The sequence below is a fragment of the Faecalibacterium sp. 3 genome, assembly GCF_048323735.1.
Lineage (GTDB): Bacteria > Bacillota > Clostridia > Oscillospirales > Ruminococcaceae > Faecalibacterium > Faecalibacterium wellingii.
Genome location: NZ_JBLWFN010000001.1, coordinates 606,262 through 623,911, shown reverse-complemented (window position 1 = coordinate 623,911; position 17,650 = coordinate 606,262). Strand labels below are relative to the sequence as shown.

The following is a 17,650-nucleotide window of genomic DNA, read 5'->3' as shown; positions in this document are numbered from 1 at the left end:
GCGGGGAGCCGCACCGGGAAAGGAGACGTGAAATGTCGCTTTATCACCATCTGAAAACGTGGCTCGGAAGAAAGCAGGAGCATCCCCATGAGGAAGAAACCGTGGCCTTGCCGGAGATCCATACCGGCAAGGTGGCACATCATACGGATGCAGACGGCACTCCGGCGGCAGATAAGCCGATCCACTATGATAACGTGGCTATCCCGGAAGTGCATATCCACCCGAGACGCAAATAACCCTGATTGCTAAAAAGAATAGTTCCACGCCGGACAGCCCGGAGCGAATGCGCAGGCTGTTCCGGATCACAGGAAGCAGAAAAGCTCCCGTCCATCATCAGGACGGGAGCTTTTTTGCTTGCGGTAAGATCAGCGGCTTAGAGGAACACGTACTTGAGGATGAACAGCACGGTCAGCACGTACATCAGCGGGCTGATCTTCTTTTCCTTGGCCTTGCCGGAGACGACGTTGATGATGGTCCAGGAAATGACGCCGATGGCGATGCCCTCAGAGATGCTGTAGGCAGTGGGCATGGCCAGAATGGTGAGGAAGGCGGGGATGCCCTCGCTGGGGTCGTTGAAGTCGATCTTGACGGCAGAGCCCATCATGTAGAAGCCCACGATGATCAGGGCGGGAGCCGTTGCAAAGGACGGGATGGTGAGGAACAGCGGGCTGAAGATGGTGGCCAGCAGGAACAGGATGCCGGTGGTCATAGCGGTCAGACCGGTGCGGCCGCCCTCGGTGACGCCGGAAGCGCTCTCCACGAAAGTGGTGGTGGTGGAAGTGCCCAGCACAGCGCCTGCGCAGGTGGCGATGGAGTCGGCCATCAGTGCGCCCTTGATGTGGGGCAGCTTGCCGTCCTCGTCCAGCATGTCGGCCTTGGAGGCAACACCGATCAGGGTGCCCAGCGTATCGAACAGGTCAACGAACAGGAAGGAGAACATAACGGCAAAGAAGTTCAGGATGCCAACGCCGGAGAAATCGGTCTTGAACACCTGACCAAAGGTCTTGCCCAGCGCGGAGAAGTCGAAGCTGACGAAGGCGGTGGGAATGACGGAGTACATACCTGCGTCGGGGTTGGGAACATAGATGCCGGCGATCTCGCAGAGGATGCCCAGCACCCATGTGATAAGGATGCCGTACAGGATGCCGCCCTTGACCTTCTTTACCAGCAGGATGGCGGTGATCACGATACCCAACAGGGCAAGGATCGCGCCCATGCCCACGCTGGAGAAGGTCTCGCCCTTGAAGTGCTGGTAGGTGACGAGGGTGGAATCGCTGTTGACGATCAGCTTTGCGTTCTGCAGACCGACAAAAGCAACGAACAGGCCGATGCCCACGCTGACGGCACTCTTCAGGGTCATGGGAATGGCGTTGAAGATGCCCTCACGGACGTTGGTGAGGGACAGCACGATGAAGATGATGCCCTCCACAAAGACGGCCATCAGGGCCAGCTGCCAGCTGTAACCCATGGTGAGAACGACCGTGTAGGAGAAGTAGGCGTTCAGGCCCATGCCGGGTGCCAGTGCAAACGGATAGTTGGCAAGCAGAGCCATAAGCGCAGTTCCAACAAAGGATGCCAGCGCGGTGGCGATCAGAACAGCCTCGGAATCCATGCCCGAGGCGGACAGGATATTGGGGTTGACCGCAAGGATGTAGGCCATGGTCATGAAGGTGGTGATACCAGCCATGATCTCGGTCTTGGCATCGGTGTGGTTTTCTTTCAGATGAAAGATGTTTTCTAACATGAAGAACCTCCTGATTTTAAATAAGAAGCCGTTTTCATAAACACAGCACACCGCCTGAAGGGGGTTGCCCGCATCCGTTCGGCACACCCTGCTTATAAACACAGCTCCCAAAACATCCCGCCGGTGCGTGCGGCGGGAAAGAACAAAAGCTATTGTAGCATGTTCCGCTTGGGTTTGTCCACAAAATAAACACACTTTTTTCATTTTTTGTCCAAAAATTGCAAATGAGTATGACTTTAAACGTTTCCGGGAGATTTGCCACAGGTTTCGCGTGGAAAAATACACTGCTTTCAAAAAATGACAGGATGACGTTGTTTAAAATACAACTTTGTTATACCACATGGATTTTTGCAAATCAAATATACTGTTCGGCCCTGAAAAAGTACACCCTGTCGGAATGCGGCAGACGGTGGTATCCTTTTGCCATAGCCCAGCACATCGGGGCAGAAAGGAGCTGATACCCACACCATGGGGCAGATAAAACAGGCCAAAGGGCTGGAAAGCCTGAGCCGGGCCACCGACACCCTGAGCACCCTGCTGGCGCAGGAGGTCCGGGAGCTGAATGCCCGCCAAAAGGCAGCAAAGAAAACCGGCGCGGCAGACGGCAGCACCATCAAGGGCCTCAAGGAGGCCACGGCGGTGCTCAAGGATCTGGCCGCTGTGGCCAAGACCCTGAACGATCAGGGCACGCAGACAGAGGGCACAGGATGCGGCGTGGTGATCCTGCCGCCCGTGGAGGAAGAAACATGAGCACACAGGAAGCAAGAGCGCCGGTGGTCTGGCGGCCACAACCCAGACAGGCCGAGTTCATGCGCCGCCCGGAGCCGGAAGCGCTGTACGGCGGTGCGGCAGGCGGAGGAAAAAGCGATGCGCTCATCATTGAAGCGCTGCGGCAGGTGCATATCCCGCACTACCGGGCGCTGATCCTGCGCAAGACCTACCCGCAGCTTTCCGATCTGGTGGACAAAAGCCAGATGTACTACCGCAGGGCTTTTCCGCAGGCGCAGTACAATGCCACCACCCATGTGTGGAACTTCCCCAGCGGGGCAAAGATCTATTTTGGTTCCATGCAGTACACCAAGGACCGCACCAACTATCAGGGCAAAGCCTTTGATTTTATCGGCTTTGACGAGCTGACCCACTTTGAATGGGAAGAGTACAGCTACATGATGAGCCGCAATCGTCCCACCGGCCCGGGCACCCGGGTGTACATGCGGGCCACCACCAATCCCGGCGGCATCGGCCACGGGTGGGTGAAGGCGCGGTTCATCACGCCGGCACCGCCCGGCACGCCCATTGTGGAGGAGTACACAGTCAGGCTGCCGGACGGCACCGAGCAGAAGCTGCAGCGCTCGCGGGTGTTCATCCCGTCCAGCATCTTTGATAACCCCGCCCTGCTGGCCAACGATCCCGGCTACCTTGCAAGCCTTGCCAGTATGCCGGAGGCGGAAAAGCAGGCCCTGCTCTATGGCAGCTGGGACAGCTTCAGTGGTCAGGTGTTCACCGAGTGGCGCAACGACCCGACCCATTATCAGGATCAGCGCTGGACGCATGTGATCGCACCCTTCACCATCCCGAAGCACTGGACCATCTACCGCGGGTTCGATTTTGGCTTCTCGAAACCCTTCTCGGTGGGGTGGTACGCTGCGGACGAGGACGGGCGGCTCTACCGTATCCGGGAGCTGTACGGCTGCACGGGCCGCCCCAACGAGGGCCTGCGTATCGACCCGGTGGAACAGGCCCGGCGCATCCGGGAGGCAGAGCAGAACGACCCTCTGCTGCGGGGCAGGGTGATCCACGGCATTGCCGACCCGGCCATCTTTGATGAGAGCCGCGGCGAGAGCATTGCTGCCATGATGGAGCGGGCCCCCGGCTTTTTGCACTGGGCCCCCGGCGACCACACCCGTCTGGCCGGAAAGATGCAGTTCCACTACCGGCTGAACTTTGACACGGACGGCAGGCCGATGCTGCAGGTCTTCAACACCTGCAAACACTTCATCCGCACCATCCCGAACCTTGTGTACGATGAGAGCAATGTGGAGGACATCGACACCCGGCAGGAGGATCACATCTATGACGAGTGCCGCTATGTGCTGATGGAAAACCCCATCAGCCCGCCCTGCCGCTGCGCTGCACCGCCCCTGCAGGACGACCCTCTGGAGCTGCACAAACAGGCAAGATTTTACAGAATTTAAAGGAGAAACGCGATGGACGATTATGAGAACGAGAGCCTGCCGGTGGGCGAAGCACAGGTGGCCGAGGCCATGCAGACGCTGCAGCGCTACAAGGCGGGCAAGGCCGCGCTGGACAAGCGCATTGTGGACAACGAGCTGTGGTTCCGCATGGGCCACTGGAAGAATTACCAGAACCCCATGATGCCCGGCAAGGCCCAGCCCTCCAGCGGATGGCTGTTCAACAGCATTGCCAACAAGCATGCGGACGCCATGGACAACTACCCGGAGCCCAACGTGCTGCCCCGGTCGGCAGATGACGAGGACACCGCACGGGCACTTTCCAGCGTATTGCCGGTGGTGCTGGAACAGGCCGACTACGAGCAGGTGTACAGCGACTGCTGGTGGCGCAAGCTCAAGACAGGCACCGGCGTGACCGGCATCTTCTGGGACCCGGCAATGCGCGGCGGCATCGGCGACATTGCGGTGCGCAGCGTGAACCTGCTGATGCTCTACTGGGAGCCGGGAGCAGCAGATATTCAGGCGTCGCCGGACTTTTTCAGCCTGAGCCTTGAGGATACGGCCCAGCTGAGCGCCCGGTATCCGCAGCTGCGGGGCCGCACCGCCAGTGTGCTGGATGTGCCCCGGTACATCCACGATGAAGGGCAGGACACCAGCACCAAGAGCGTGGTGGTGGACTGGTACTATAAGCGGCCAGATGCCAGTGGACGCATGGTGCTGCACTACTGCAAGTTCTGCAACGGCGTGGTGCTGTACGCCAGCCAGAACGACCCGGCACTGGCAGAAAGGGGCCTGTACGACCACGGACAGTACCCCTTTGTATTTGACCCGCTGTTCGTGGAGGAGGACAGCCCGGCGGGCTTTGGGTACATCGATGTGATGAAGGACTGCCAGACGGCCATTGACAAGATGAACCATGCCATGGACGAGAACGTGCTGCTGAGTGCAAAGCAGCGGTACGTGCTCAGCGACACGGCAGGGGTCAACGAGGAAGAGCTGGCCGATTTCAGCCGGGACATCGTGCATGTGGTGGGCCGTCTGAACGACGACAGCTTCCGTCCCCTGCAGACGGCCGGCCTGCAGGGCAACAGCCTGAGCTACCGCCAGAGCCGCATTGAGGAGCTGAAGGAGATCAGCGGCAACCGGGATATGACGCAGGGCGGCACCGCCGGCGGTGTGACCGCTGCCAGCGCCATTGCGGCCTTGCAGGAGGCAGGCTCAAAGCTTTCCCGCGATATGCTCAAGAGTGCCTACCGCGCCTTTGCCAAGCAGTGCTACCTGATCATCGAGCTGATGCGCCAGTTCTACGACGAACAGCGGGTGTTCCGCATCGTGGGCGAGAGCGGCGAGAACCGGTTCGTGCCCTTCTCGGCGCAGGCACTGCGGGCTGTGCCCGGCGGCAGCGTGGGCGGCGTGGAGCTGGGCAGCCGGGAACCGGTCTTTGATATCGTGGTCAGCGCCGCCAAGAAGAGCACCTTCAGCCGCCTTTCCCAGAACGAGACCGCAAAAGAATGCTATCAGCTGGGCTTTTTCAAGCCGGAGAATTCCGATGCCGCCCTTGCGGCACTGGACATGATGGATTTTGAAGGCATCGAGAAGGTGCGCCAGCGGGTGCGGCAGAACGGCACCCTTGCCCAGCAGCTGGCACAGCTGCAGGACCAGATGGTGCGGATGGCGGCAGTGATCGAGATGCAGGGCAGCGGCCAGAGCGATGCCGATGGCCTGACCCGCAGCGTGAGCAGCGCGTTCACGCAGAAAAACGGGCAGGCTGCAGCCGCAAAGCTGGCGGGCCTTGGCAGCGCACTGCCGGTGGCCGCTGCTGCAAGAGCCATGGATCTACATTGAAAAGGAGGTGAATTTTTATGATGAAGGTTGTTTACAGCGAAATGGATACCCCGGCCGGGATCAACTGCCGGTTGGAAGCTGCCGGTCACGCAGGCTATGCGCCTGCCGGGCAGGACATCGTGTGCGCCGGTGCCAGCACCGTAATGCAGGGGCTTGTGTGTCTGCTGGCAGGCGAAGAGAGTGCCCGCAGCGATGCCTTTGACGAGCCGGACGGCCCGCGTCTGGCGGTGCAGGCAGACGCGCCCTGCGCAGAATGGGTGCAGGGTGCCTTTGAACTGGCCAAGGCCTGCTTTGCACTGCTGGCTGAGCGCTACCCGGAGAATGTCCGCTTTGCGGATGTGAGCCGCCGGGGCGAGAAGAGCATGATGGACCTGCAGCTGTTTGCAAATGAAGGCGGCGATGCCGCCCCTGCTCCCCCGGCCCTGAGCGAAGCACAGACCCGGCAGGCAGTCGCTTCCGGCACAATGAAGCCCGGTGAAGCCGCCCCTGCCGTGCCCGCTGCGCCCCAGCCGGAACCGGAAGACCGGCCTGAGCCGCCCGTTCAGCGCCCGGAGCTGCCGCCGCTGTCCGGCCTTGCCTGCAGCACCCGGACGGCAGTGCAGGGCCTGCACGCCCGCTGGGCGGCAGAAGAAGCGGCCATGCGCCGCAGCCAGCCGGACTTCAATTTGCAGAAGGAGCTGCGCAGCCCGGAAATGCGCCGTCTGATGCAGCTGCCCGGGATGCGGGTGCAGGACGCTTACCGTCTGGCCCATTACGACGAAAACCTGCGCACCGCTGCACAGGCGGTGGAACAGGGGGTGGTGGAGCGGATCCAGCAGCGCGCCGCACGGCCCACCGAAAACGGCATCCGTCCCGGCGGTGCGGCCACCGTCCGCCCGGACGTTGCCAGCATGACCCGCGCCCAGCGCGAAGCACTGGAACGCCGTGTGCTCCACGGAGCACAGATCGAACTGTAACGTTTTGACAAGAGAAAGGAACCAGACTATGAACCACACTTTCAACATCCAGCTGTTTGCCGAGAACCTGAACACCACCGCGACCATGTCGCAGGAAATGAAGACCTTCTATGAGAAGCGTCTCATCGATCAGGCAGAGCCGCGTCTGGTGCACGACCAGTTTGCGGACTACTACCCGGTGCCCCAGAACGGCGGCAAGACCATCGAGTTCCGCAAGTATGACAGCCTGCCCAAGGCGTCCACTCCGCTGACCGAGGGCGTGACCCCCAATGGTCAGACCCTGAACGTGACCACCATTACCAGCGACCTGCACCAGTACGGCGGCTGGACCCCGCTGACCGATGTACTGCAGATGACTGCCATCGACAACAATGTGGTGCAGGCCACCCGTGTGCTGGCAAGTCAGGCGGGCCGCACCATGGACAGCATCACCCGCGATGTGCTGGCAGGCGGCACCAACGTCATCTATGCGCCCAAGCTGGCGGCAGACGGTGCCGAGACCGCCGTGACCAGCCGCAAGGCGCTGGACAAGACCTGCACCCTGACCCCGAAGCTGTTCTTCCAGGCGGCGGCACAGCTGGGTGCCATGAATGCGGACCCCATCGGCGACAGCTACATCGCCATCATCCACCCCTATGCCGCCTACGACCTCAAGACCAGCAAGGAGTTCATTGAGGTGCACAAGTACGCCGACCCGGACACCATGTTCCGTGGCGAGATCGGCAAGCTGGGCAATATCCGCTTTATCGAGACCAGCGAGGCCAAGATCTGGAAGGACGACACCTGCCCCACCGGTCTGGCTGTGTTCGGTACGCTGGTGCTGGGTGCCCATGCCTACGGTGTCACCGAGCTGGAGGGCGGCGGTCTGGAGCACATCGTCAAGCAGCTGGGCTACGGCGACGACCCGCTGAACCAGCGTGCTTCTGTGGGCTGGAAGGGCATGCGCGCGGCAGAGCGTCTGGTGGAGCAGTACATGGTGCGCATCGAGAGCGCATCCAGCTATTCCGCTTCGGCTGCTGCCAACTGAGGAACCCTCTCACCGTTGCAGTCCGCTGATGCGGCGCCGCAACGGAGCTCTCCCGAAGAACGAGCTTTGTTTAAAGGAAGGAGAAAATATGGCTGAAAAGAAAAATGTGCGCATCCGGCTGTTCAAGGACAACAGCCGCTACAAGGGCGACCTGTTCGTCAGCGTCAACGGCGTGAACTATAAGATCCGCCGGGGCGTGGAGGTGGAAGTGCCGCCCGAGGTAGCCGAGGTGCTGGAACACAGCCAGATGCAGGACGAGCTGACCGCCGCCCGCATCGCGGCAGCGGAAAACGCCGCACAGTAATCTGAAGAAAGGAAGCCCGGCTGGGAGCAGCTGCCCGGCCGGGCTTTTTCAGAAAAGGAGTGAGATCTATGACTGTAGGACAGGCGCTGGAGCGCGCCGAAGAGCTGCGCCCGGGCAGCCGCATTGCACTGGCCACCCGGCAGGCGTGGCTGCGGGAGGCAGATGCCATGCTGCGGGAACGCTTTTTCAAACACAGCATCACGGATGCCTACAACGATGTGGGCGCAGACCTTGCATGGGATGACAGCCTGCAGGATGAGGACGTTCTGCTGGCTCCGGCACCCTTTGACGCAATGTATCCCCACTATCTGTGTGCCATGACCGATGCGGCCCTTGGGGAGACCGACCGCTATGCCGGGGAACAGGCGCAGTACAACAGCATTCTGGCCGACCTTGCGGCGTGGCTGCGGCGCACCTATCCGCCGCTGACCGCCGTTCAGTGGCGCTGGTAAGGAGGTGATGGATATGGTCCTTGCAAACCGGACAAAGCTTGCAAACAGCCGCAGCCTTGTGCGGGTGTTCGGCGGGCTGAACGAGACCTACGCCTGCTCGGAAGCAGAGTACAGCGCGGGTGTGAATTTTTCGGCAAGGGATTTTCCCGCCCTGAGCACCCGCAAGCCCCGCCGGAAGCTGCACGCACTGACCGGCCTGAACGGCATGTACCACCTGAACGGTCTGCTGACCATCTGCGGGAAGGATATCATTTATACCCCGGACGCTGCCGGGGCCGACACGGTGGGCTGCACGAATGCGGTTTCCGACAGCCGCAAGGCGCTGGTAGGCATCGGCACGAAGATCCTGATTTTTCCGGACAAGCTGGCCTTTGATACGGCAGACGGCAGCGTTTCTGCGCTGGGCGCAGTATGGAAGGCAGAGGGCCAGAGCGTGCAGTTTACGCCCTGTGATGCCGCAGGCAAGACCTATCAGCCAGACAGCTATGGCAGGGAGGAACCGGAAAAGCCTGCAGACGGGCAGCTGTTTTTAAAGGTGGAGGATGAGGAGCACCCGTGGAGCAGCACCAGCACGCTGGAGGTGTACAGCGCATCCTCCGGCAACTGGACGGCAGTGCCGCTGGACTATTGCCGCATCACGGCAGCAGGCGCACAGAAGCTGTTTGCCCAGTGGGACACCGTGACGGTGTCGGGCACGGCGGCGCAGCAGGCCGGGATGTGGGAAGAACTGAACGGCGATCTGGTGGTGTATGATCTGCTGGAAAACGGCCTGCGGGTGAAGGTGACACCGAAGGGTGAATGCTTTTACGGCACACTGGTGCAGGGCGCGGACAGTGCCCGGTGGACCAGTCTGGACGGCAAAGAGACCCGCAGCTTTGCGGTGAGCACGCCGGTGCGGATGGAACGCCGCGTGCCGGATCTGGACTACATCACCGAGTGCGACAACCGGGTGTGGGGCTGCAGCAGCAAGGAAAACGTGATCTATGCCTGTAAGCTGGGCGACCCCACCAACTGGTTCTCCTACCGTGGCATCGCAGCGGACAGCTATGCCGTCACGGTGGGCAGCGATGGGGCGTTTACCGGAGCGGCCACCTGCATGGGTTATGCGCTGTTTTTTAAGGAGAACACCCTGCACAAGCTCTACGGCTCCAAGCCCTCGGACTTTCAGCTCACATCCCTGCGCTGCAGGGGCGTGGCTAAAAACGCGGCCCGCAGCCTGTGCGTGCTGAATGAGACGCTGTATTATCTTTCGCCGGACGGTGTGATGGCATGGGACGGCAGCATCCCCACCAAGGTGTCCGGTGTGCTGGATTCGGGACGCCTTTCCAATGTACAGAGCGCAGTGGGTGGCGCGCTGGATGGCCGGTATTACCTGCACATTGCCCGCGCGGCAGCGGGGGAAGGTGTGGCAAGGCTGCTGGTCTATGATACCGAGCGTGCGCTCTGGAGTGAGGAGGATGTCTGCTCCTACGAAATGACCAGCACCGGCGGACAGCTTTACCTGTGGGATGGTCAGGCCCTGTGGGCCGCAGACCCCAGCCGCGAGACCGACTGGCAGAGCACGGACGGCGTGGAGGAAAAGCTGAACTTTGAACTGGTCACAGGAGACATTGGTCTGGACGGTGCAGAGGACCGGTATCTTTCCCGGCTGACGCTGCGGCTGGATGCCGAATGCGGCAGCACGGTGACGGTGGCGGCAAGCTATGACGGAGGCCCCTGGGAAACGGTGGCGGAGCTGGCGGCGCAGAATGTGCGCCGGAGCTACGATATGCCGTTCGTTCCCCGGCGGCACGGTACATTGCGGCTGCGCCTGAAGGGCAGGGGACAGATCACCCTGCGCAGCATTGCAAAAACAGTGGCCGCTGCCAAAGGCGGCATTACAGGCGGGGAGGTGTGAAAAATGGCAAGCGTAATGGGCATCAATAAGATCGGTCTGCCCAAGCTCAGTGAGAACATGGACCCGGAGGACGCCCGCGCACTGCGCAGCTACCTGTACCAGCTGCAGGAACAGCTGCAGTATGTGCTGAGCAATCTGGATACCGAAAACATGTCAGAGGAACTGCGTACCAGACTGCAGGCTCTGTAAGAAAAGGAGTTTTTATGGCAAACAAAAAGAAACAGGACGAAGCGCTTGCTGCGGTGCAGGCACAGACGGAGGAAAATGGTCTGTCGGCGGTGCAGAGCGGTTATTCGGCTGCGGGACTGGGCAGCCGCTCGGAGGTGGAAAATGCACTGGCAAATGCCAGCTATAAGCCCAGTCAGACGGTGACGAGTGCAGAGAATGCCCTGAAGGAATGGCAGACGAACCGCCCCGACGACTACGAGAGCCGCTATCAGGATAAGATCGATCAGCTTCTGGGCCAGTTGCTGCAGCGCGGGAGCTTCCAGTACAGCTACACCAAAGACCCGCTCTACCGTCAGTACGAGCAGAACTATCTGCAGAACGCCCACAACGCCAGTGCGGATGCTGCGGCACAGGCGGCAGCACTGACCGGAGGCTACGGCTCCAGCTATGCCGCAAGTGTGGCGCAGCAGGCATACCAGCAGCAGATCGGCGCGCTGAGCAGTGCCATCCCTACGCTGTACAGTCTGGCGCTGGACACTTATACCAGCGGAGGCAACGAGCTGGTGAGCCAGCTGGACCAGCTGAACAGCAGTGAGCAGGACGCGCAGCAGCTGTACAACGACCGGCTGTCGGATTACTACACCCAGCTGCGGCAGAAGGGCGAAGCCTACAACAATGCATATGCGCAGGACTACGGACAGTATCAGGACTACCTGAACCAGCTGGGCACGCTGCACGACTACTACAGCGCACAGGAACAGCAGCAGGCAGCACGGCGCCAGCAGGCGTTCAACAATGTGGTGACTGTACTGGGCGTACTGGGCGATGCGGTGCAGATCGCCCTCAGCGGCACCACGGGTCTGGGTTCCATGGTCAGTGGACTGCTGAACACCGGCTACAACATCTATTCCGGCAACCGCCAGTACGAGGCAGACCGTGCCGACACCCAGTGGAACCAGCAGCTGCAGGAGCGGCAGTATCAGGACAGCCTGAAGCAGCAGCTCTATGAAAATGAGGCCAGCGAGCGGGAATATCAGGACAAGCTCAATCAGCAGAAGTTCAACAACGACGTCACCAGCCAGAAGCTGAACATTGCAATGGGCGAGTGGAACCTGAAAAAGAACAATGCGGCCCAGAAGGCCAGCCGGGCGGGCAGTGCGGCATCCGGCACGGCAGCTTCCGGCCGGGCGGGCAGCGGCAGCTCTTCCGGTACGGCCAACCGCAGCACGAGCAGTGCCACCCGTCTGGGCAGCGACACCTCTCGGAACGTGACGGTGCCCTACATGGCGATGCTGATGCGCAGTCAGGGCAAAAACGATACCAGCATCAGCAGTGCGCTGCGCAGGGATGGCTATTCCAGTGCAGAGATCGCGCAGATCCTGCAGCAGATGAAGCGCTGACTGCAATAAAGAAAAAGCGCTGAACAAAAAAGCATGTGCAGACCCCGGGAAACTACAGTTCTCCAAAGGGTCTGCACATGCTTTTTTAGCAGAAAATATTGGCGCGGGGGCAGAGTTCCACTGGGCATCCCGCCAAATAAAAAATCCGCCGATGCAAAGCATCAGCGGATTTTTTGGTGGGGTGCCCAGTGGGACTCGAACCCACGGTCTCCAGATCCACAATCTGGCGCGTTAACCGACTACGCTATGGGCACCACATAGATGCGCCCGAAGGGACTCGAACCCCCGGCCCACTGCTTAGAAGGCAGTTGCTCTATCCACCTGAGCTACGGGCGCACGTTGTTATCCCATTGGGTTCCTTTATGGCGGCAGCTGTGTGTCGGCACACGCTGCGAGAAGTATAATACCATATGGCCCCCATTCTGTCAAGCATAAAATGCAAAATTCTTTTTTCTTTTTTCAAAACCTGCCAGACCCGGCCTTTACAGCTGCCACATGCCCGCATAGCCCAACGCAAAACCCAGCACGGCTCCGCCAACGACATCCCGGATGTGATGCACGCCGGTCAGCACCCGGCCGATGCAGATGAGCACGGTGATGCCCACCATCGCCCAGCCGGCTTTCGGGTAGAAGTACATCCACACCATGGCCAGCACGGCGGCGCTCAGCGCATGACGGGAGGGAAAGGAGTGTCCCTTTGTTTCCTTGCGGCGCAAGGGCTCAAAGCCGGGCTGCTCATAGGGGCGGGGCAGATTGAGCTTATCGCGCAGGATGGTGCCGCCCCAGAAGGTGAACCCCGGTACGAACACCGCGCGCGCAATGGTCACCATAAAGTCCAGCGCAGCCTGACTGCCCAGCAGATGGAACAGCCGGACATTCAGCAGGCAGAGCAGCACGGGGTAGCATACAAAGGGGATGAGCGGCAGCCAGCGGTCCAGCGCCACCACACAGCGGCTGACAGCGGGGTGGGCATCCATCCAGCTGTGCAGGGCGTGATAATGTTCTGCAGTCAAAACAGATCCCTCCGCATCAGGTCGGAATTTTTACAACAGGTCAAAAGCAGGTATCCAGATAGTTTTCCACATCAAAGGGCTCCGGGGTGGAATCCTTGCGCAGATACAGCGGATGATGGGGATGTCCCTTTTTGCTGCGTCGGCCAAAGGTGACCCATGGGATCTCCCTTTCCCGGGTCAGGGCGACCATTTCCCGCATCAGGCCGGGCAGGTAGTCCCGCTTTTCGATCAGGGTGCCCCATGCCGCCCACATGGTGGGTTCGGTCTGGGCCAGAACTGCCCGGAGCCAGCGCAGATTTTCGTCGCACAGGGCACGGTCCGGCACGCGATCCATATCATTTGGGTCGGTGGCGCGCTGGGGATATACATTGAACATGATCCAGCTGTCAAAGCCGTTGGCGGCGGCAAGACGCTCCACACTTTTCAGGGTAGGGTCCAGTGCGCCGGGCTGTGCGGTGCTGGGGTTGATGCCGATGCACACCAGCGGGTGCCGGCCCACACGGCCCAGCACATAGCGGTAGGGCTGGTATGTATGGGGTTCGTAATACCAGATGCCGCCGGGGTATTCGTCGGCCTTGAGAACGGGAATCTGTTCGGTCTGCATGGGTGAGCTGCTCCTATCATCAATTACTTTCTATTATCGTACCTGAAAGTGCAGGATAAATCAACTCTTTTGTGCGGAAAATCCTCCCATAAAATCAAATTTCATGGTATACTGAAGCAGGACGCTGCGGCAGCTGGCTGCAGCGCATTGCAGCTGAAAAAAAGGAGCAACTATGCTGGAAGATTACAAGAACGCACTGAAGAGCGGCCAGCGTGCTTACCGCGCCTGCGTGGCGCGCGGCCAGTCGCCGTATCTGGCGGTGCTGGACGATATTCTGGTCAATGTGAACATTGTGGCGCAGGAGCCGCTGGGCCTTGTGGAGATCCCGGCGGAAAGCATCGTCGGCACAAAGACCAGCGGCCGTCACACCGCCTTTGCACCGAACTTTATGCCCCTGCTGGAGCCGGACACCGAGTTTGCAGGCAAGTGGTCGAACCTCTGCGATGCGCATTTGGACGAGGGCATCCACACCCCCATCATCGCCTATGAGTTCCTGAACAAATTCTATGTGCAGGAAGGCAACAAGCGGGTATCGGTGCTCAAGTATTTTGATGCGGTCAGGATCGCGGGCACGGTCACGCGGCTCGTCCCGGAACGGAACGACAGTCTGGAAAACCGTATCTACTACGAATTTCTGGATTTTTACAAGCTCTCCAAGGTCAACGATGTGCATTTCTCCCGTCTGGGGGGTTACGCAAAATTGCAGACGCTGGTGTGCAAGGCCAGCGGAGAAAGCTGGACGGATGATGATCGGCTGAGCTTTTCCTCCTTCTATACCATGTTCCGCCAGCAGTTTCTGGCTCTGGGCGGCGGCGGACTGAATCTGACTGCCGGCGATGCCATGCTGGTGTATCTGTCGGTCTACCGTTACGCGGACGCCTGCGAGAGCACGCCCAGCCAGATGAAGCAGAATCTGGAAAAGCTGTGGGATGAGGTGAAGGTGCTCACCGAGCCGCAGGCCGTGGCCCTTTCGCTGGAGCCGAAGCAGGGCCCCGGCGAACCGCTGCTGGCAAAGCTGAACATCTTTACAAAGCCCAGCGAGCTGAAGGTGGTGTTCCTGCACGAGCACAACGCCGAAAACAGCGCATGGGTGCGCGCCCACGACAAGGGCATCGAAGCGCTGCAGCAGGCGTTCCCGGACCGGGTATTCATCACCCGCAAAGAGAACATCGAGCCCGAGGTGGACGCGGAGCAGGTGCTGGAGGATGTGGCCCACGACAATGCCGACGTGGTGTTCACCTCAAGTGCCCGGATGCATACCGCCTGCCTGAAGGTGGCGGCCCAGCACCCCAAGACCCGCATCCTGAACTGTTCGCTCAACGCGCCGCATCCGCTGGTGCGCACCTACTATCCCCGCACGTATGAAGTGACCTATCTGCTGGGAATGCTGGCCGGCGTGATGGCAAGGACCGACCGCGTGGGTTATGTGGCGGCAAACCCGGTGTATGGCATCCCGGCGGCAGTAAATGCCTTTGCGCAGGGCCTGAAGACCGTGCGCCCGGAAGCAAAAGTGGTGCTGCGCTGGGCCTGCCTGCAGGACCCGGCGCACCCGCTGGATTTCTCCGACCGGCAGGATGTGGAGATCTTCTATGCCCGCGATAACCGCGAGCCGGAAGGCACCCACCGGGATTACGGCCTTGTGCGCCGCATGCCGGACGGCAGTTTGCAGCCGCTTGGCCTGCCCGTGTGGCGGTGGGATACGTTTTATATCGAGATCGTGCGTTCCATTTTTGACGGTGCATGGGACAGCGATGCTGCCGGTGCCCGGGCGGTGAATTACTGGTGGGGCATGCGCAGCGGTGCAGAGGAGATCGATTACAACAAAGACCTGCCCGCAGGCACCCTGCAGCTGCTGGATCTGATGGAAAAGATGCTGCACGAGGATGATCTGCGCATCTTCCCGGAAGACCTGTTCGCGCAGGGGCATGTGCTGCACTCGCCGGAAGCCACCCTCTACAGCCCCAAGGAGCTGATGGAGATGGACTGGCTGGACGAATGCGTGGAAGGCGGACTGCCCCACTACGATGAGCTGGATGTCAAAACCCATACGCTGATGTCCATCAACGGCATCAATACCCTGAAAGGATTTATAAAATAAGCGGCCCGCGGCCGAGAGAGAATGGAGCAAACCTGAAGTGAAAATTCTTGCAATTTCGGATGTGCCCTCTAAAGCGCTGTGGGATTACGGTACCCGGGAACATCTGGAGGGGATCGACCTGATCCTTTCCTGTGGAGACCTGCCGCAGAAGTATCTGGAATACCTTACAAACTTTACAGCAGCCCCTATTTTGTATGTCCACGGCAACCACGACGGCAGCTACCGCGAAAATGAGCCCGGCGGCTGCATCTGTGTAGACGACAGCGTTTATGTGTGGAAGGGCCTGCGCATCATGGGGCTGGGCGGCAGCATCCGCTACAACAACCGGGAGGACAGCTTTCAGTATACGGAACGGGAAATGCGCCGCCGTGCGCACAAGCTCTCGCGCAGGGCTCATCAGGTGGGAGGCATCGATCTGCTGCTGACCCATTCGCCGGCAGCGGGTCTGAATGATAGTACAGACCGCGCCCACAAGGGGTTTGAATGCTTCAACGATCTGATGGACGAATACGAGCCGCAGTGGTTCGTACACGGGCATGTGCACCTGAACTATGATGCCAAGCTGCCGCGCGTGTGCACCCGCGGCGGGACGACGGTCATCAATGCCACGGAGCGCTATGTGTTTGAGATCCCGGACCCGGACCCTGAGATCCGGAACCACCCGTTCTGGAAAAAGTGGTTTGGGGTGTAATACATCACAAAAAAGCAGCCCTGCATCGTGATGGTGCAGGGCTGCTTTTGCAATTGAAATGGAGCCATTTGTGGGAACGGAAGGCCCGCAGCGGAACAGGTGCGGAGTGCATCGCCGCAGGCCGGAAAAAGCAAGATGAAAATTACAGCTCCAGCTTGCCGGAAACTTTATTGATGACGTAGTAGGCGGCACCTTCCTCAGGCTTGATATAGACCTTGCAGGACTGCACGCCCACCTTGTGGGTGGCACGGTAATCGGCCTTGGCGCGGTCAATGATATCGGTCACGTTGTACTGCTTGCCGCTGAACTCCACGTACAGCTCCGGTGCAAGCGGGGGACGGCCGCGGCGTGCAGAGGCCTTGGCGGATTTGCGGGTCTTGGTCTCCTTCGTCTCCTTGGCCTCAGCGGCAGGAGCTTCCACAGCAGGAGCAGCCGCTGCGGTCTTTTTCTTTTCGGGCATAGATGAACCCCTCCTTGATCGTATTTGGATGCTGCACAATGGGTTGCACAGCATTGGCTCCATGAAATATATTACTTATATAATATGTTTTTGGAAATGGTTTGTAAAGTCTTTTTTGCAAAAAACTTTCGGAAAAAGGCAGGAAATCGGGAAACAAACTGTCCGGAATGCTTTTTGCGGACGCAGTGCCGTACAAATACCGCCAAAGCACAGAAAAAGGCAGACTTTTCACAGCACCTCCGAGGAAGCCGAAAAGTACAAACCTTTCGGGTTAAAAACGCGGTTTCCGGGTGCCGATTTACTCCCGGCAAAGCTTTTGCGCGTGCTGCACTACGGGCAGAAGAAGCTCCGCATCCCAGTCCTCTGCAAGGGTGAACAGCAGCTGATAAACGGCGGTCTGCGCCTGCCCCTGCGGGCGCTTTTGGGCCAGTGCGAATGCGGCGGAAAGCATTTGCAGTTTGAGGGTGCGGATCGTTTCCGGTGCGGCCCACAGGCGGGCAAGGTCGTAATCGTTCGTGTTGCCGCAGGGCATGGCGCAGGAGGCACAGCCCGGGGCAACGCGGTGCTTTTCGGTGTGTACGGTCTCCAGCATCCGGTGCAGCTTTTCCTCCGGTGCATCCGGCTGTGCGGCAAGACGAAGACCGGCGTTCAGCACCTCGTCGGTGTCGTCCGTTTTGGGCTCGCTAGTGGTGGCCCGGGCAAGCCCCACAAGGGCACCGAGAAGGGCATCTCTTGCCTGCTGGGCAGGGGTGACAGGCGCTTTTAAAAGTTCAGGCATGGCACAGTTCCTTTCAATGGA

Annotated in this window: 18 protein-coding genes and 2 tRNA genes; 13 read left to right on the top strand and 7 right to left on the bottom strand. The window is 59.9% G+C overall.

All coding sequences use genetic code 11. The features are described from left to right. Window positions 1-32 precede the first annotated feature (32 nt). Window positions 33-236: a hypothetical protein gene (locus ACNSPV_RS02905; protein ID WP_348584692.1), complete on the top strand. Its 204-nt coding sequence runs from the start codon at window positions 33-35 to the stop codon at window positions 234-236. Window positions 237-373: 137 nt separating this feature from the next. Here ACNSPV_RS02905 and ACNSPV_RS02900 read toward each other — a convergent pair whose 3' ends face one another. Beyond that, a complete protein-coding gene (locus tag ACNSPV_RS02900) occupies window positions 374-1,744 on the bottom strand; it encodes an NCS2 family permease (RefSeq protein WP_348584693.1) in 1,371 nt (456 codons plus the stop codon). A gap of 468 nt (window positions 1,745-2,212) precedes the next feature. Here ACNSPV_RS02900 and ACNSPV_RS02895 point away from each other — a divergent pair, with 468 nt between their 5' ends. The 10 genes from ACNSPV_RS02895 to ACNSPV_RS02850 all read left to right on the top strand — a co-directional run bounded on the left by ACNSPV_RS02895 (window position 2,213) and on the right by ACNSPV_RS02850 (window position 11,985). Then, complete coding sequence (locus ACNSPV_RS02895) at window positions 2,213-2,494, top strand: chemotaxis protein (protein ID WP_249238127.1); 282 nt, start codon at window positions 2,213-2,215, stop codon at window positions 2,492-2,494. After that, window positions 2,491-3,939 carry a phage terminase large subunit gene (locus tag ACNSPV_RS02890; protein ID WP_348584694.1) on the top strand — a complete coding sequence of 483 codons (1,449 nt, stop codon included), beginning with the start codon at window positions 2,491-2,493 and terminating at the stop codon, window positions 3,937-3,939. Before ACNSPV_RS02895 ends, ACNSPV_RS02890 begins: the two co-directional genes overlap by 4 nt. A gap of 12 nt (window positions 3,940-3,951) precedes the next feature. Beyond that, window positions 3,952-5,781, top strand: coding sequence for a portal protein (locus ACNSPV_RS02885; protein WP_348584695.1), 1,830 nt, complete (start codon window positions 3,952-3,954; stop codon window positions 5,779-5,781). Between the two features lie 17 nt (window positions 5,782-5,798). After that, complete coding sequence (locus ACNSPV_RS02880; protein ID WP_348584696.1) at window positions 5,799-6,737, top strand: ribosomal-processing cysteine protease Prp; 939 nt, start codon at window positions 5,799-5,801, stop codon at window positions 6,735-6,737. Between the two features lie 28 nt (window positions 6,738-6,765). Further along, complete coding sequence (locus tag ACNSPV_RS02875) at window positions 6,766-7,764, top strand: N4-gp56 family major capsid protein (RefSeq protein ID WP_249238131.1); 999 nt, start codon at window positions 6,766-6,768, stop codon at window positions 7,762-7,764. Between the two features lie 88 nt (window positions 7,765-7,852). After that, window positions 7,853-8,068 (top strand): hypothetical protein, encoded by a 216-nt coding sequence (locus ACNSPV_RS02870; RefSeq protein WP_097775085.1) that lies wholly within the window; start codon window positions 7,853-7,855, stop codon window positions 8,066-8,068. Between the two features lie 68 nt (window positions 8,069-8,136). Further along, a complete protein-coding gene (locus ACNSPV_RS02865) occupies window positions 8,137-8,520 on the top strand; it encodes a hypothetical protein (protein WP_339395349.1) in 384 nt (127 codons plus the stop codon). Between the two features lie 13 nt (window positions 8,521-8,533). Next, the gene (locus ACNSPV_RS02860; RefSeq protein ID WP_348584697.1) at window positions 8,534-10,417 is read left to right on the top strand and encodes a hypothetical protein; all 1,884 of its coding nucleotides are present in this window, start codon (window positions 8,534-8,536) and stop codon (window positions 10,415-10,417) included. Between the two features lie 3 nt (window positions 10,418-10,420). Then, window positions 10,421-10,606, top strand: coding sequence for a hypothetical protein (locus ACNSPV_RS02855; protein WP_339395347.1), 186 nt, complete (start codon window positions 10,421-10,423; stop codon window positions 10,604-10,606). Window positions 10,607-10,620: 14 nt separating this feature from the next. Next, window positions 10,621-11,985, top strand: coding sequence for a cell envelope biogenesis protein TolA (locus tag ACNSPV_RS02850; RefSeq protein ID WP_348584698.1), 1,365 nt, complete (start codon window positions 10,621-10,623; stop codon window positions 11,983-11,985). A 177-nt stretch (window positions 11,986-12,162) separates the two neighbouring features. Here ACNSPV_RS02850 and ACNSPV_RS02845 read toward each other — a convergent pair. The 4 genes from ACNSPV_RS02845 to ACNSPV_RS02830 all read right to left on the bottom strand — a co-directional run bounded on the left by ACNSPV_RS02845 (window position 12,163) and on the right by ACNSPV_RS02830 (window position 13,602). Continuing rightward, window positions 12,163-12,239 (bottom strand) — tRNA-His (locus tag ACNSPV_RS02845). A gap of 8 nt (window positions 12,240-12,247) precedes the next feature. Further along, window positions 12,248-12,321, bottom strand: a tRNA-Arg gene (locus ACNSPV_RS02840). 146 nt (window positions 12,322-12,467) lie between these two features. Next, on the bottom strand, window positions 12,468-12,998 hold the full coding sequence (locus ACNSPV_RS02835; protein WP_348584699.1) for a phosphatase PAP2 family protein: 531 nt from the start codon (window positions 12,996-12,998) through the stop codon (window positions 12,468-12,470). Between the two features lie 40 nt (window positions 12,999-13,038). Beyond that, complete coding sequence (locus tag ACNSPV_RS02830) at window positions 13,039-13,602, bottom strand: DUF1643 domain-containing protein (protein ID WP_249238137.1); 564 nt, start codon at window positions 13,600-13,602, stop codon at window positions 13,039-13,041. 172 nt (window positions 13,603-13,774) lie between these two features. Between ACNSPV_RS02830 and ACNSPV_RS02825 the strand changes: the two genes are divergently transcribed. Both ACNSPV_RS02825 and ACNSPV_RS02820 read left to right on the top strand, forming a co-directional pair. After that, a complete protein-coding gene (locus tag ACNSPV_RS02825) occupies window positions 13,775-15,700 on the top strand; it encodes a BMP family ABC transporter substrate-binding protein (protein WP_348584700.1) in 1,926 nt (641 codons plus the stop codon). Window positions 15,701-15,737: 37 nt separating this feature from the next. Next, window positions 15,738-16,391, top strand: coding sequence for a metallophosphoesterase family protein (locus ACNSPV_RS02820; RefSeq protein ID WP_348584701.1), 654 nt, complete (start codon window positions 15,738-15,740; stop codon window positions 16,389-16,391). Window positions 16,392-16,533: 142 nt separating this feature from the next. Here ACNSPV_RS02820 and ACNSPV_RS02815 read toward each other — a convergent pair whose 3' ends face one another. Beyond that, window positions 16,534-16,851 (bottom strand): DUF6465 family protein, encoded by a 318-nt coding sequence (locus tag ACNSPV_RS02815; RefSeq protein WP_249238140.1) that lies wholly within the window; start codon window positions 16,849-16,851, stop codon window positions 16,534-16,536. 298 nt (window positions 16,852-17,149) lie between these two features. After that, on the bottom strand, window positions 17,150-17,629 hold the full coding sequence (locus ACNSPV_RS02810; RefSeq protein ID WP_348584702.1) for a hypothetical protein: 480 nt from the start codon (window positions 17,627-17,629) through the stop codon (window positions 17,150-17,152). Window positions 17,630-17,650: the final 21 nt, after the last annotated feature.